Annotated in this window: 14 protein-coding genes; 1 reads left to right on the plus strand and 13 read right to left on the minus strand. The window is 71.7% G+C overall.

The window, feature by feature from the left end; genetic code table 11:
* Positions 1-148: 148 nt before the first annotated feature.
* The 8 genes from SCWH03_RS15450 to SCWH03_RS15485 form a co-directional block, all read right to left on the minus strand.
* The gene (locus SCWH03_RS15450) at positions 149-346 is read right to left on the minus strand and encodes a hypothetical protein (RefSeq protein WP_173264820.1); all 198 of its coding nucleotides are present in this window, start codon (positions 344-346) and stop codon (positions 149-151) included.
* A gap of 415 nt (positions 347-761) precedes the next feature.
* Positions 762-1,007, minus strand: coding sequence for a CpXC domain-containing protein (locus SCWH03_RS15455; protein WP_371872684.1), 246 nt, complete (start codon positions 1,005-1,007; stop codon positions 762-764).
* A gap of 38 nt (positions 1,008-1,045) precedes the next feature.
* Positions 1,046-2,014: a helix-turn-helix transcriptional regulator gene (locus SCWH03_RS15460; RefSeq protein ID WP_173264821.1), complete on the minus strand. Its 969-nt coding sequence runs from the start codon at positions 2,012-2,014 to the stop codon at positions 1,046-1,048.
* Positions 2,015-2,031: 17 nt separating this feature from the next.
* Positions 2,032-2,988 carry a helix-turn-helix transcriptional regulator gene (locus SCWH03_RS15465; RefSeq protein ID WP_173264822.1) on the minus strand — a complete coding sequence of 319 codons (957 nt, stop codon included), beginning with the start codon at positions 2,986-2,988 and terminating at the stop codon, positions 2,032-2,034.
* Between the two features lie 115 nt (positions 2,989-3,103).
* On the minus strand, positions 3,104-3,475 hold the full coding sequence (locus SCWH03_RS15470) for an FKBP-type peptidyl-prolyl cis-trans isomerase (RefSeq protein WP_173264823.1): 372 nt from the start codon (positions 3,473-3,475) through the stop codon (positions 3,104-3,106).
* 43 nt (positions 3,476-3,518) lie between these two features.
* Complete coding sequence (locus tag SCWH03_RS15475) at positions 3,519-4,451, minus strand: FKBP-type peptidyl-prolyl cis-trans isomerase (protein ID WP_173264824.1); 933 nt, start codon at positions 4,449-4,451, stop codon at positions 3,519-3,521.
* 130 nt (positions 4,452-4,581) lie between these two features.
* The gene (gene pafA / locus SCWH03_RS15480; protein ID WP_173264825.1) at positions 4,582-5,943 is read right to left on the minus strand and encodes a Pup--protein ligase; all 1,362 of its coding nucleotides are present in this window, start codon (positions 5,941-5,943) and stop codon (positions 4,582-4,584) included.
* A gap of 9 nt (positions 5,944-5,952) precedes the next feature.
* Positions 5,953-7,221 (minus strand): MFS transporter, encoded by a 1,269-nt coding sequence (locus SCWH03_RS15485; protein ID WP_173264953.1) that lies wholly within the window; start codon positions 7,219-7,221, stop codon positions 5,953-5,955.
* Between the two features lie 141 nt (positions 7,222-7,362).
* Here SCWH03_RS15485 and SCWH03_RS15490 point away from each other — a divergent pair, with 141 nt between their 5' ends.
* Entirely contained in the window at positions 7,363-8,391 is a 1,029-nt protein-coding gene (locus tag SCWH03_RS15490) for a LacI family DNA-binding transcriptional regulator (protein ID WP_173264826.1), read from the plus strand.
* Positions 8,392-8,825: 434 nt separating this feature from the next.
* Here SCWH03_RS15490 and prcA read toward each other — a convergent pair whose 3' ends face one another.
* The 5 genes from prcA to dop all read right to left on the minus strand — a co-directional run bounded on the left by prcA (position 8,826) and on the right by dop (position 12,922).
* The gene (prcA, locus tag SCWH03_RS15495; RefSeq protein ID WP_173264827.1) at positions 8,826-9,587 is read right to left on the minus strand and encodes a proteasome subunit alpha; all 762 of its coding nucleotides are present in this window, start codon (positions 9,585-9,587) and stop codon (positions 8,826-8,828) included.
* A 62-nt stretch (positions 9,588-9,649) separates the two neighbouring features.
* Positions 9,650-10,495 (minus strand): proteasome subunit beta, encoded by an 846-nt coding sequence (prcB, locus tag SCWH03_RS15500; protein WP_173264828.1) that lies wholly within the window; start codon positions 10,493-10,495, stop codon positions 9,650-9,652.
* The gene (locus SCWH03_RS15505) at positions 10,447-11,121 is read right to left on the minus strand and encodes an endonuclease domain-containing protein (protein ID WP_308788875.1); all 675 of its coding nucleotides are present in this window, start codon (positions 11,119-11,121) and stop codon (positions 10,447-10,449) included. The genes prcB and SCWH03_RS15505 overlap by 49 nt, the downstream gene beginning before the upstream one ends.
* Positions 11,060-11,278, minus strand: coding sequence for a ubiquitin-like protein Pup (locus tag SCWH03_RS15510; RefSeq protein WP_173264954.1), 219 nt, complete (start codon positions 11,276-11,278; stop codon positions 11,060-11,062). The genes SCWH03_RS15505 and SCWH03_RS15510 overlap by 62 nt, the downstream gene beginning before the upstream one ends.
* Positions 11,279-11,410: 132 nt before the next feature.
* Positions 11,411-12,922, minus strand: coding sequence for a depupylase/deamidase Dop (gene dop, locus SCWH03_RS15515; protein ID WP_371872682.1), 1,512 nt, complete (start codon positions 12,920-12,922; stop codon positions 11,411-11,413).
* Between the last annotated feature and the right edge of the window lie 164 nt (positions 12,923-13,086).

Here is a 13,086-nt window from a genome sequence, read left to right on the forward strand (position 1 = left end):
TCCGAGCGCCGACGTGCCTGCGATCGTAACCCGCCGGGGTAAACGCCGGGCAATGCCTGTGGACAAGGGCCATTGCGGCCCGAACGGACAGCGGGCACATCACAGGCAGGGTACCTCCGGGCCGTCTCCTTGGAGGAGACCGCCGGCGCTACCGCAGGGCCTCGCCGGTGCTCGCCAGCCGCGCCGCTGCTCTCTCCAAGTCCTCCGCGGCCCGGTTGACGCGTTCCGCTGTGGCGGCCACCTGCCGGCCCAGTCGCCGGGCCTCCAGGAAGACGCGGACACCGAGGACGCCGAGGACGGCGATCCCGAGGAACCCCAGGGCGACGGCGAGCATGGGCCAGAACATGGAGCAGAGCCTACTGCCGCGTGAGGCGGCGTTCGCCCCGTCCTGCCGCCCCCTCCCCCGGCGGGCGTCTTTCGCGGATGTGTCCCCGCGGACATCCCCGCGCACGTCCGGCCGCCCTCGCTGACGCCCGCGCACGTCCGCAGGCATCCCGGCAGCCGTCCCTGCAGGCCGGCCGGTGCCGGCCGCCGCGGCACCTCGGGAGGGTGCGGCGGCGTGGCCCGCACCGCGGTGCCGGCGATCGAGCGCTCTGCGTCCCGGTCCGAGGACCAGCGCGAACCCCGTGGAGGCGGCCCCCCACGAAGCGTCCCGCGGAAGCGGGCCGGACGCCCGATCCGACCGGTTCACCGCCTCCGGCCCGCGGGGTCCGCCGCCTTGACCCGCTGAACCACCCGGCGGGACGCCATCGGTACGCGGATCAGACGGTGGAGTGCAGACGCAGTGTCCTTACCCCGCCGCCGGTGAGCAGTTCGACGATCCGCTCCCCCGCCGGCTTGCGCACGGCGGCCCCGCACTCGGGGCAGGTGAAGGAGTAGAAGGTGGTCCGCCTGCTCGCGCCGATCGCGAGGCACAGCGCGCCCGCCGCCAGTTCGAAGCGGGCGCGGCAGTCGGGGCAGCCGGCCTTGAAGACGATCGGGTCCCGCGCTGCCGGGATTCCCACCAGAGCGGGTATGTCCGTCCCGTTCCCGCTCACTTCCCCGTTCACCCGGTCCGCCGATCCCGGCTGTCGTAGGCGGCGAGCGCCTCGCGCGCCGCCTGCCGCGCGCTGTCCGCCAGGCAGGGCGGCGACACGATCCGCCCGTCCCGCCCCAGCCGGAGCGCGAGCCGCCGCAGGGACGCCGGGTCGGGGGTGCGCAGGCTGATCCGCAGGCCGCCGTCGGGCTGCTCCTCCGCGCTGTCGTGGGGGTAGTACTCGGCCACCCAGCGACCGCCCGGGCCGACCTCGACCACGACCTCGGGGTCCTCGGCCGAGGGCTGCACCAGCCCCTCCGACAGATCGCGCAGCTCCGTCTCGGGCGGCGCCGACGGCTCGTCCAGCAGCCGGATCTCGGCCACCCGGTCGAGCCGGAACGTCCGGCGCGCCTCGGAGAGGTAGCACCAGCCCTCCATATAGGTGTGGCCGACGGCGAAGAGGCGGATCGGGTCGACCTCGCGCTCGGTGAGCTCGTCCCGCGCCGGGGAGTAGTACCGCAGCCACAGTCTGCGGCGCTCCGAGATGGCGCGGTCGACGTCGGCGAAGACGCCCCCCTCCGACTCGAAGGTGACGGAGAGCCGGGAGCTGGCTCCGGCGGACTCGCCCGCGGCGGCCTCCAGTTTGGCGGTCGCCCGGACCAGCGCCTCGCGGTCGCCCTCCCGCAGCCCGGGCAGCGTGGCGACGGCCCGCGCGGCGACCAGGAGCGCCGTCGCCTCGTCGGCCGCCAGCCGGAGCGGCTCGGCGACATCGTCGGGGTTGTGCCACCAGATGCGTTCACCGTCGGTGTCGATGTCGAGGAGATCGCCGCCGCGGAAGCTGGTCCCGCACATGGGCAGCACGTCGAGGTCGGAGATCAGCTCGTCCTCGGTGATCCCGAAGGCCCGGGCGACGTCCCCGACGCGCGCTCCGGGGCGTTCGCGCAGATACGTCACCAGCGACAGCATCCGCCGGGTCTGGTCGATGGCGTTGGCGGCCATGCCTGTACGCGTCCCCCTCAGCCCTTGGCCACGGCACGCAGCCGGTCCACCACATCGGCCCGCAGGTCCGCGGGCTCGAGCACGACGACATCCGGTCCGAACTCCACCAGCCAGGCGTCCAGGCCGTGTCCGTACGGAATCTCCAACTCGTCCCAGCCGTCGCCGAGTTCCCGCACGGAGCCGGCGCGGGCGCGCAGCGGGTAGCCGGAGCCCGCCCTCAGCCTGATCCGCGCGGACCTCGTGGCGGTCTCGCCGGCCCAGCTCTCCACCGTCTCGCGCACGGTGACCACGTCGGGTACCGGCGCGGTGAAGGAGCCGGCGCGGGAGCGGACCCGTCCGGTGATGCGGGAGAGGCGGAAGACGCGTTCGGCGCCGCGGTCGCGGTCCCAGCCGGCGAGGTACCAGTGCCCTCGCCAGCACTCCAGCGTCCAGGGCTCCACATGGCGGGCCCCGGGGCGGGCGGCGTTGGACTTGCGGTAGTCGAAGACGACGGGGCGCCGGTCCCGGCAGGCGAGCATCAGCGGCTCGAAGGCCGCCTCGTGGACGGGGATACGCGGTTCGAGCGCACTGTGCTGGGCCTCGTAGGGGTCCCGCGCCTCGGGCATGCCGGCGGCACGCAGCTTCTGCAGGGCGCCACTGGCCGCTCCGGCGAGGCGGGCCTGCTGCCAGACCTTGGCGGCGAGGCCGAGCGCCGCGGCCTCTTCGGCGTCGAGGGTGATCGGCGGCAGCCGGTTGGAGTCGCGGCGGGCGAGATAGCCGGTGTCGCCGTCGAGGTTGTCCACGGTGGCGATGACCAGCCCGAGTTCGCGCAGATCGTCCTTGTCCCGTTCGAACATCCGGTTGAAGGCTTCGTCGGAGGCCGCTTCCAGATAGGCCTCGATGGAGCCGCGCAGCTCCCGCTTGCTGAGCGGCCGCCGTGTCCCCAGCAGACACAGCGCCAGGTTCATCAGCCGCTCGGCCTTGGCAATGGCCATCGACGCCCTTCCTCACCCGTTCTTCTGATCGTCGAACCTACCGCTACGGAGCGTCGTGGCAAAAGCGCGGGGCCCATGCCCTTGGCGGCATGGGCCCCGAGGAGACCGGTAGCGGTCAGACCGCGACCAGGTCGCAGACGAAGATCAGCGCCTCGCCCGGGGCGATACGGCCACCGGCCCCGCGGTCGCCGTAGGCGAGGTGCGCGGGGATGGTCAGCTGACGGCGGCCGCCGACCTTCATGCCCTGCACTCCCTGGTCCCAGCCCTTGATGACCTGGCCGATGCCGAGCTGGAACTGCAGCGGGGTGCCGCGGTTCCAGGAGGCGTCGAACTCCTCGCCGGTGGAGAAGGCCACGCCCACGTAGTGGACGGAGACGGTGTCGCCCGCCTTGGCCTCGGGCCCGTCGCCCTCCCAGATGTCCTTGATCTCAAGGTCGGCCGGCGGCTCGCCGCCGGGGAAGTCGATCTCGGGCTTGTCGATGCTCACGTGTTGCTCCTTGTGCTCTCTGTGCGAGTCAACGCGGACAGTCTTACAGAACCGCCAGGATGTCCACGGAGAACACCAGCGTCGACTTCGCCGGGATCGGGCCCTGGGCCTGGTCTCCGTAGGCCATGTCCGGCGGCACGACGAGCAGCACCCGGCTGCCGGCCTTCTTGCCCTCCAGGCCCTTGGACCAGCCCTCGATCACGCCGGAGAGCGGGAAGGTGACGGGGGCGCCCTTGGAGTAGCTGCTGTCGAACTCCTTGCCGTCGCTCCACAGGACGCCCTTGTACTGGACGGCCACCGTGTCGCCGGCCTTGACGGCGGGGCCGCTGCCCTCGATGACGTAGTCGGAGACCAGCGCGGTGGGCGCGGTCTTCTTCGGGACGGTGATCGAGGGCGCCTTGCCGTCGGTGTTCGTGCCGACCTCGGGCAGGTCGGCGTCGTCCTGGGCGACCTCGGTGCCCTCGGCGGACACGGGGAGGGTGGTGCCCTTGACGATGTCCATGACGAACACCAGCGTCGCGTTCGGCGGAATGTCGCCCTGGCCGCTGCTGCCGTAGCCGAGTGACGGCGGGATGGACACCTCCAGTCGGCTGCCGACCTTCTTGCCGGTGAGGGCCTTCTGCCAGCCCTCGATGACGCCGCCGCCGCCGATGGTCACGGCGAACGGCTCGCCCCGGTCGAAGCTGTTGTCGAACGGCTTGTCGCCGTCCCACACCTGGCCGAGGTAGTCGACCTGGGCCTGGTCGCCCTTCTTGAGCACCTGTCCCTTGCCCTCGCTGACGACCTCCACCTCGAGGTCCTCGGGGGGCTCGCCCTCGCCCTTGGCGAGCGTGGGCTTCTCACCGAACTTCGCACCCGCGGTGATGGCGGGCAGTCCGTTCGACGTCTGGGCGGAGTCGGAGCCCCCGTCGTCGCCGCACGCCGCTGTGGAGAGCAGCAGCAGGGGCACGACGAGCAGGCCGGCAAGTCGGCGCACGTGTTCCTCAGATCTCAGACGGCACATCGGTCGCTCGACACTCTAAGGGCTGCGCCGAGAGGCCGTGCGCTTCTCGCGCCGGGGCGGCGTCCGCTCCGCCCGCCGCGGACCGGCGGGCGGAGCGGGACCCCTACATGCCGGCGATCAGCTTCTCCACCCGGTCGTCCACGGAGCGGAACGGGTCCTTGCACAGCACCGTGCGCTGCGCCTGGTCGTTGAGCTTGAGGTGCACCCAGTCGACGGTGAAGTCGCGCCGCTGCTCCTGAGCCCGGCGGATGAAGTCGCCGCGCAGCCTCGCCCTGGTGGTCTGCGGGGGCACGGACTTGCCCTCGAAGATCTTGAGGTCGTCGCAGATCCGGGCGGCCTGCCCCTTCTTCTCCAGCAGGTAGTAGAGGCCGCGCCTGCGGTGGATGTCGTGGTAGGCGAGGTCTATCTGCGCGACCCTGGGGTGCGACATCGTCATGTTGTGCTTGGCCCGGTACCGCTCGATGAGCTTGTACTTCATCACCCAGTCGATCTCGGTACCGATGCTGTCGAGGTCCTCCTGCTCGACGGCGTCGAGGGTGCGCCCCCACAGCTTTAGGACCTGCGCCACCGTGCCGCTGCGGATGCCGCGGCGGTCGACGAAGTCCACCGCCTTCTCGTAGTACTCGCGCTGGACCTCCAGGGCGGAGGCCTCGCGGCCGCTGGCCAGGCGCACCTTGCGCCGGCCGGTGATGTCGTGGCTGACCTCGCGGATGGCCCGGATCGGGTTCTCCAGCGTCAGGTCGCGCATGACCGTGCCCGCCTCGATCATGCGCAGCACCAGGTCGGTCGCCCCGACCTTGAGCAGCATCGTCGTCTCCGACATGTTGGAGTCGCCGACGATGACGTGCAGGCGGCGGTAGCGCTCGGCATCCGCGTGCGGTTCGTCGCGGGTGTTGATGATGGGCCGGGAGCGGGTCGTCGCGGAGCTGACGCCCTCCCAGATGTGTTCGGCGCGCTGGCTGACGCAGAACACCGCGCCGCGAGGGGTCTGGAGCACTTTTCCCGCGCCGCAGAGCAGCTGCCGGGTGACGAGGAACGGGATCAGGATGTCCGCGAGACGGGAGAACTCCCCGTGCCGGGCCACAAGGTAGTTCTCGTGGCACCCGTAGGAGTTTCCCGCCGAATCGGTGTTGTTCTTGAAGAGGTAGACGTCGCCCGCGATCCCCTCCTCGTGCAGGCGGCGTTCGGCGTCGACGAGCAGGCCCTCGAGGATGCGCTCTCCGGCCTTGTCGTGGGTGACCAGTTCGGTCACGTTGTCACATTCGGGAGTTGCGTATTCCGGATGCGAGCCCACGTCGAGGTAGAGGCGGGCCCCGTTGCGCAGGAAGACATTGCTGCTGCGGCCCCATGACACGACTCGGCGGAAGAGGTAGCGCGCCACTTCGTCAGGTGACAGTCGGCGCTGTCCCCTGAACGTGCACGTGACGCCGTACTCGTTCTCCAGCCCGAAAATGCGGCGGTCCATGAGGGAACATTACGCCCGATGGACTGAGCTGAAACCGGGTTCGGCAGCACCGCTTCGATCATTTTCCTCCGCCGGTGCGACATCCGCACCGCCGCCGGGAGCTGCGAGGACCCGTCCGGTGGCCAGCAGCACCAGCAGGGCGGCGAGTCCGCCGCAGCCGGCGACGGCGAAGCCCGCGGCGGTCCCCGCGAACTCCACGGCGGGGCCGGCCGCGGCCGTGCCGACGGCGGCACCGACGCCGAAGGTGGTCACCAGCCAGGAGAACGCCTCGGTCACGGTGCCCCGCGGGGCGTGCCGGTCGACGACGAGGAAGGCGCAGGCGATCGCGGGTGCGAGGAACAGTCCGGCGACGGCGCCGAGCGCGGTCATCGCGGGAACGCCGGGGGTGAGCATCAGCGGCAGATAGCCCAGGGCGAGCAGCCCGGTGATCACCCGCAGCCGGCGCTCGGGCGCGCCTGCCCAGTCGCGCGCGCCGTAGGCGACGCCGCCGACGAGGGCGCCGAGGCCCAGGGCTGCCATGAACCAGCCGTAGACGGCGTCGCCGCCCCGGCCCTCCGCATAGGAGAGGGCGGCGACCGTGATGGAGCCGAGGGCGAGGCCGACGAAGAAGAAGCAGCCGAGCAGGGCGAGCAGCCCGGCCGAGCGCAGGGCGCCCAGCCAGTGGGCCTCACGCGGCGCGGACCGCCAAGCGCGGGAGGGTTCGGAGACCACCACCGAGAGGGCGCCGAGGACACCGACCGCGTTGACGGCGAGCAGCGCGGCCGCAGGCGACATCAGCCAGACCAGCAGGGTGACCAGCAGCGGTCCGACCGTGAACATGACTTCCTGGGCTATCGCGTCCATGGCGTAGGCGCGGTGCACCCGGTCCTGGCGGCCGAGGACGTCGGGCCACAGGGCGCGCAGCCCGCCTTCCAGGGGCGGGGTGAAGAACCCGGCGACGGCGACGGCGGTGTAGGCCACGGCGAGCGACCCGATGCCCGAGACGGCGAGTGCCGCCATGCCGAGGGCCGACAGGACGGCGGCCGGGAGCTGGACGCGGGGCTGCCCGTACAGGTCGACCATGCGGCCCAGGAGGGGCTGTCCGGCGGCCGTGGTCAGCCCGTAGACGGCCGCCAGGGCGCCGGCGAGGGTGTAGCTGCCGCCCTCGGCGCGGGCGAAGAGCACGATGGCGATGTGCGCCACGCCGTTGGGCAGCCGGCCCACCAGCGTGCCCGCCAGCAGGCGGGCGGCATGGGGGGCCTTGAGGATGTCCCTGTACCCGGCGAGTCCGGTGCCCATCGCTTCCGCCTCTTCGCTGCCGCCCGGCGGGTCGCGCCCCACTCGGGAAGTTTTACGTATAACTAGCCGCGTCATACGTATCATGTCGGATGCCGCGAGTCCACTCCCGCGGCGCACGGGGACCGAGTGCGGGAGGCGCGTGTGCAGACCCGGGAGCCGACCGGTGGAGCGCGGCCGACGAGCAGGGACGTGGCGCGGGCCGCCGGGGTGTCCCAGGCCACCGTGTCGCTGGTGCTGGGCGGCAAGTGGCGCGGCCGGGTGTCCGAGCGCACCGCGGCACTGGTGCGCGACGCGGCGGCCGAACTGGGCTACCGGCCGAACCTCGCCGCCCGCAACCTGAGGCTCGGCAGGACCCGGACGGCGCTGCTGGTGGTCCCCGCCCTGACCAACGAGTTCTTCGCACGTGTGTACGGGGGTGCGGCGGCGGTCGCCGGGGAGCACGGTTTCGGCGTGGTGCTGTACCCCTCCCCCGAAGGGACGGGCCCGGCGCGGGACCCCTTCCCGTCCGCGCGGGCCGCCCTGGACGGGGTGATCGCCTCGTCGATGGCGGCAGGGGCGCTGGACGCGATCCGCGGGACCGATCTGCCGCTGGTGATGCTGGACAGCGATCCGGCCGACCCGGCGTCCGCGGCCCAGGTGAACCTGGACGTGGCGGACGGCATGCGGCAGGTGGTGGACCATCTGCGCGCCCTCGGGCACCGGCGCTTCGTCCACCTCGCCTCCGCCGTGCCGTCCTGGACCTTCGCGGTGCGGGCCCGTGCCCTGGAGGAAGCCCTGGGGGCGGCCGGGGAGGCGGAACTCCGTACGGTCGCGTCGCCCCTGGACGTGGCCGGCGCGGCGGAGGCGGCGGCCCGCGCGCTCGCTGCTCCGGGTCCGCGGCCCACCGCCCTGGTCTGCGACGACGACATCGTCGCCGCCGGCGCCTGCAAGGCGGTCCGCCGCATGGGCCTGCGGGTGCCGGAGGACGTGTCGGTGACCGGCTTCGACGACCTGGCCCTGGCCACGGCGGTGGAGCCGGAACTCACCACGGTCCGCCTCCCGGCCGAGCGGATCGGCGAGGCCGGCATGACCGCGCTCCTCGATGTCCTCTCGTCGCGCCCACCGGCCTCCGAAGCCCTCCCGGTCACTCTGATCCCGAGGAGCTCCACGGGCCCCGCACCGGCGGCCTGAGGCCGATCCCGGAGCGCCTTCCCCGGGGTCCGTCCGTGCTTCCCGGGTGCGCCCGCCCTCCGCACCCGGGAAGCACGGACGGGGCCCGCGCGTTGCCCCGCCGCACCACGGGACGGGGTGGATGCGATGAGGCCGCTCGGGAGGCCGCCGGCCGATCCCCCCGTCGGGGCGGTCGGGCCCGGTCCCCCGCCCGGGCTCGACTCCCCGTCCGGCGGGACCGCACGGGGGGGCGCCTCCCGGCCTCCCGGAGGGTGCCCGGGCAGGGAAACGCCACCCGTCCGCCGGGCGGCTCCGAGGGCTCCGGTGCGCGGGAGCGCAACGGACACCTCCGCCGCCTCCGCGCCCCGCCCGCCGCGTCCTCGCCCGCGCACACCGGCGCCCCGCACACGGGTCGCGTGCGGGGCGCCGCGGACGAACTGCGAACGGACTGCCGACTACGTCTCGTCGTCCGGGGTCTCCTCGTCCGACGGGGCCTCCGTCGGAGCGGAGGCAGCGTCGGAGGCCTCCAGCAGGCGGGAGAGCTGGCGGCCCACGATCCGCTTGAACTTGCGCTGCTGGGGACGGGTGCGGTCCAGGACCGCGACCTCGAGGCGCTCAGCGGGGATCTCCCGCTCGCCGCCGTTGGTGTCGCGGGACAGGGCCTGCACGGCGAGCTTCAGGGCCTCGGCGAGCGACATCCCGTCGCGGTGCCGCTGGTCGAGGAAGGAGCTGATCTGCTCCGCGTTGCCGCCGACCGCGACCGAGCCGTGTTCGTCCACGATCGAGCCGTCGTGCGGCAGCCGGTAGATCTGGTCGCCCTCGGGCGAGGTGCCGACCTCGGCCACGACCAGCTCGACCTCGTACGGCTTCTCGCCGGCACTGGAGAAGATCGTGCCCAGTGTCTGCGCGTAGACGTTCGCCAGGCCGCGGGCCGTCACATCGTCGCGGTCGTAGGTGTAGCCGCGCAGGTCGGCGTAGCGGACACCGCCGATGCGCAGGTTCTCGTACTCGTTGTACTTGCCGGCCGCGGCGAAGCCGATCCGGTCGTAGATCTCGCTGAACTTGTGCAGCGCGCGGGACGGGTTCTCGCCGACGAACACGATGCCGTCGGCGTACTGCATCACGACCAGGCTGCGGCCGCGCGCGATGCCCTTGCGGGCGTATTCCGCCCGGTCGGCCATCGCCTGCTGTGGTGAGACATAGAACGGCGTCGACACCGGCTATCCGTCCCTTTCTGTCAGTGGGGAGGAGCCACCGCCCAGCGGTGTCCCGGGGAACATCAGAGCAGCGAGGCCCTCGGGCCTTCCGGCTGCTCCCTCCGGCGCTCCAGGACCGCGTGGGCGATCTCGGAGGATTCGGCATCGGTCAGCTTGCGGAAGCCCTCGTCGGTGATGACGGTGATGATCGGGTAGATGCGCCGGCCCACGTCGGGTCCGCCGGTGGCGGAGTCCTCGTCGGCGGCGTCGTACAGCGCCTGGACGACCAGGGTGAGCGCCTGCTCCTCGGTCAGGTCCTCGCGGTAGAGCTTCTTCATCGACCCCCGGGCGAAGATCGACCCGGAACCGGTGGCGGCGTACCCCTGCTCCTCGGAGCGGCCACCGGTCACGTCGTAGGAGAAGATGCGGCCCTTCTCCCGGTCGACGTCCCAGCCGGCGAAGAGCGGGACCACCGCGAGGCCCTGCATGGCCATGCCCAGATTGCTCCGGATCATCGTGGACAGGCGGTTCGCCTTGCCCTCCAGGGAGAGCTGGGCACCCTCCACCTTCTCGAAGTGCTCCAACTCGAGCTGGAACAGTTTGACCATCTCCACCGCCAGGCCGGCGGTGCCCGCGATACCCACGGCGGAGTACTCGTCCGCCGGGAAGACCTTCTCCATGTCGCGCTGGGCGATCATGTTGCCCATCGTGGCCCGCCGGTCTCCGGCGAGCACCGCGCCACCGGGGAAGGACACGGCGACGATCGTCGTGCCGTGGGGCGCCTCGAACACGCCTTGCACGGGCGGCAGGACACGCTTGCCCGGGAGCAGTTCGGGGGAGTGCTCGCCGAGGAAATCCATGAACGACGACGAGCCGGGTGTCAGGAAGGCAGCCGGCAGACGCCCGGTGCTACGAGGGTTGGCTTCCACGAGGTTCCTTCCGAGTAGGCGGCAGCCCGCCGGACGGTGTCGGGATCGTCTCCCAACTTGCCGATGGCCGAATTGCAGTTGAAGCACGGTACGCCACGGATCCTACCCGTCCCATGACGGTGATCCACATGCGCTAGAGGGACGGACGGGCCGATCACGCGGATATCCGGCCGCAACGGGAGCATGGCGTCGCGCCCGGCCCCGGTGATGCCGTACCGGCGCTCCAGATGCCCCTGACGGCCCTTGACGACCCTGGCGGCCCTGGCGGCCCTGCACGCTCTGCTGCGCATCGAGAGGCCGTCGGATGCGTCGCGTCGCGATGCCCTTCGCCGGGGGCCACCTGGCCGCAGGTCCGGCACCGCCTGCCCCCGGCAGGGACGCCGGCCCTCCACGCGCACCGACCCACCCTGAACTGCCCGACGGCGCCTGCAGTGCTCGGCAGCGCATCCGCGGCATGCGGTCCGGGGCCCGTCGGGCCCCGGCTCGTCCGACGCGAATGCGCTGGCCGGAAGTACCTTCTGGCAGGTCGAGCACTTCCTCTCGATGCCCCTGGTGGACATGTGCCTACTGGCCGCCCTTTTGCACAAAGCTCCGGACGAAGTCCTCTGCGTTTTCCTCCAGGACATCGTCGATCTCGTCCAGCACGGAGTCGACGTCGTCGGACAGCTTCTCCTGGCGCTCCTTGAGGTCCTCCGAGGCCTGCGCGTCCTGCGCCTGCTCCTCGGCCTCCTCGGTGGAACGCGTGGCCCGCTGCTGCCCGCCGCCGGTGTCCTTGGTCGCCATATCCCTCACCCCGCTCGGTTTGCCCGCATGGTTCGCACTCAAGATCAGACCCTACAAGGAGGGTCCGACATCGGCCCGGCGCTTTCCGCAACGTCCGGGGTCCGCCCTCATGATTCCCGGACCCGGGGCATTTCAGCCCCCGGAGAGGACGCGGACCAGGTCCTCCGCCGTCCGGCACCGGTCAAGGAGCTCCTTGACATGATTGCGTGTGCCACGCAACGGCTCCAGCGTGGGGACGCGCTGCAGGGAGTCCCGCCCCGGCAGGTCGAAGATCACCGAGTCCCAGGAGGCGGCGGCCACGTCGTCCGCGTACTGCTCCAGGCAGCGGCCGCGGAAATAGGCCCTGGTGTCCTCCGGGGGCTTGGTCTCGGCGCGCTCGACGTCGGCCTCGTCCAGCAGCCGCTTCATCCTGCCCCGGGCCGCCAGACGGTTGTACAGCCCCTTCTCGGGGCGCACGTCCGCGTACTGCAGGTCGACCAGGTGCAGCCGGGCCGCGTCCCAGTCCAGGTCGTCCCGCCTGCGGTAGCCCTGGAGGATCTCCAGTTTGGCGATCCAGTCGAGCTCTCCCGACAGGCTCATCGGATCGTTCTCCAGCCGGTTGAGGGTGTCCTCCCAGCGCACCAGGACGTCCTCGGTCTGCTCGTCCGCGTCCACGCCGAAGCGGTCCTCGACGTACTTGCGGGCCAGCTCGAAGTACTCCATCTGCAGCTGGACCGCGGTGAGTGTCCGGCCGCTGCGCAGCGTGACCAGCCGCTGCAGGGACGGGTCGTGGGACACCTGGTGCAGGGTCCGCACCGGCTGGTCGACGGCCAGGTCGACGTTGACGAAGCCGTCCTCGATCATCGACAGCACCAGTGCGGTCGTGCCGAGCTTGAGGTAGGTGGAGACCTCGGACAGGTTGGCGTCACCGATGATCACGTGCAGCCGGCGGTACTTCTCCGCGTCGGCGTGCGGCTCGTCCCTGGTGTTGATGATGGGCCGCTTCAGGGTGGTCTCCAGGCCCACCTCCACCTCGAAGTAGTCGGCCCGCTGGCTGATCTGGAAGCCGTGCTCGTGTCCGTCCTGGCCGATCCCGACCCGGCCGGCGCCGGTCACGACCTGCCGGGACACAAAGAACGGCGTGAGGTGCCGCACGATGTCCGAGAAGGGCGTCTCCCGCTTCATCAGGTAGTTCTCGTGCGTGCCGTAGGACGCGCCCTTGTTGTCGGTGTTGTTCTTGTAGAGGTGGATGGGCTGGGCTCCGGGCAGCAGGGCGGCACGCTCGGCGGCCTCCGCCATGATCCGCTCACCGGCCTTGTCCCAGAGCACGGCGTCGCGGGGATTGGTCACCTCGGGGGCGCTGTACTCGGGGTGGGCGTGGTCCACGTAGAGCCGGGCGCCGTTGGTGAGGATCACATTGGCCAGGCCGATGTCCTCGTCGGTGAGCTGGCTGGAGTCGGCGGCCTCCCTGGCCAGGTCGAAGCCCCGGGCGTCCCGCAGCGGGTTCTCCTCCTCGAAGTCCCAGCGGGCGCGCCGTGCCCGGTGCATCGCCGCCGCGTAGGCGTTGACGATCTGGGACGAGGTGAGCATGGCATTGGCGTTGGGGTGGCCGGGGACGGAGATCCCGTACTCCGTCTCGATGCCCATTACTCGCCGTACGGTCATGCGGCCCTCCTTGCCCGGCGGCGCTCCCCTCCGGGAGCGGCGCTCAAGTACCGCTCGTTCTGCGTCGCCTGTGCGGTGCCCGTCCCCGCACGGCGCGACGCGGCGGTACGGACGAGCCTAGAACGCCTCTGCGCTGGTGGGGAGATCGATTCGGTCATTGCCCT

It is taken from the genome of Streptomyces pacificus, assembly GCF_011766325.1.
GTDB classification, from domain to species: Bacteria; Actinomycetota; Actinomycetes; order Streptomycetales; family Streptomycetaceae; genus Streptomyces; species Streptomyces pacificus.

Bases quoted from the DNA above. Each gene is read 5' to 3' on its own strand.
- SCWH03_RS15460 (WP_173264821.1), bottom strand. From the start codon at position 2,014: ATGGCCGCCAACGCCATCGACCAGACCCGGCGGATGCTGTCGCTGGTG.
- dop (WP_371872682.1), bottom strand. From the start codon at position 12,922: ATGACCGTACGGCGAGTAATGGGCATCGAGACGGAGTACGGGATCTCC.
- SCWH03_RS15450 (WP_173264820.1), bottom strand. From the start codon at position 346: ATGTTCTGGCCCATGCTCGCCGTCGCCCTGGGGTTCCTCGGGATCGCC.
- SCWH03_RS15465 (WP_173264822.1), bottom strand. From the start codon at position 2,988: ATGGCCATTGCCAAGGCCGAGCGGCTGATGAACCTGGCGCTGTGTCTG.
- pafA (WP_173264825.1), bottom strand. From the start codon at position 5,943: ATGGACCGCCGCATTTTCGGGCTGGAGAACGAGTACGGCGTCACGTGC.
- SCWH03_RS15485 (WP_173264953.1), bottom strand. From the start codon at position 7,221: ATGGGCACCGGACTCGCCGGGTACAGGGACATCCTCAAGGCCCCCCAT.
- SCWH03_RS15505 (WP_308788875.1), bottom strand. From the start codon at position 11,121: ATGTCCTGGAGGAAAACGCAGAGGACTTCGTCCGGAGCTTTGTGCAAA.
- SCWH03_RS15510 (WP_173264954.1), bottom strand. From the start codon at position 11,278: ATGGCGACCAAGGACACCGGCGGCGGGCAGCAGCGGGCCACGCGTTCC.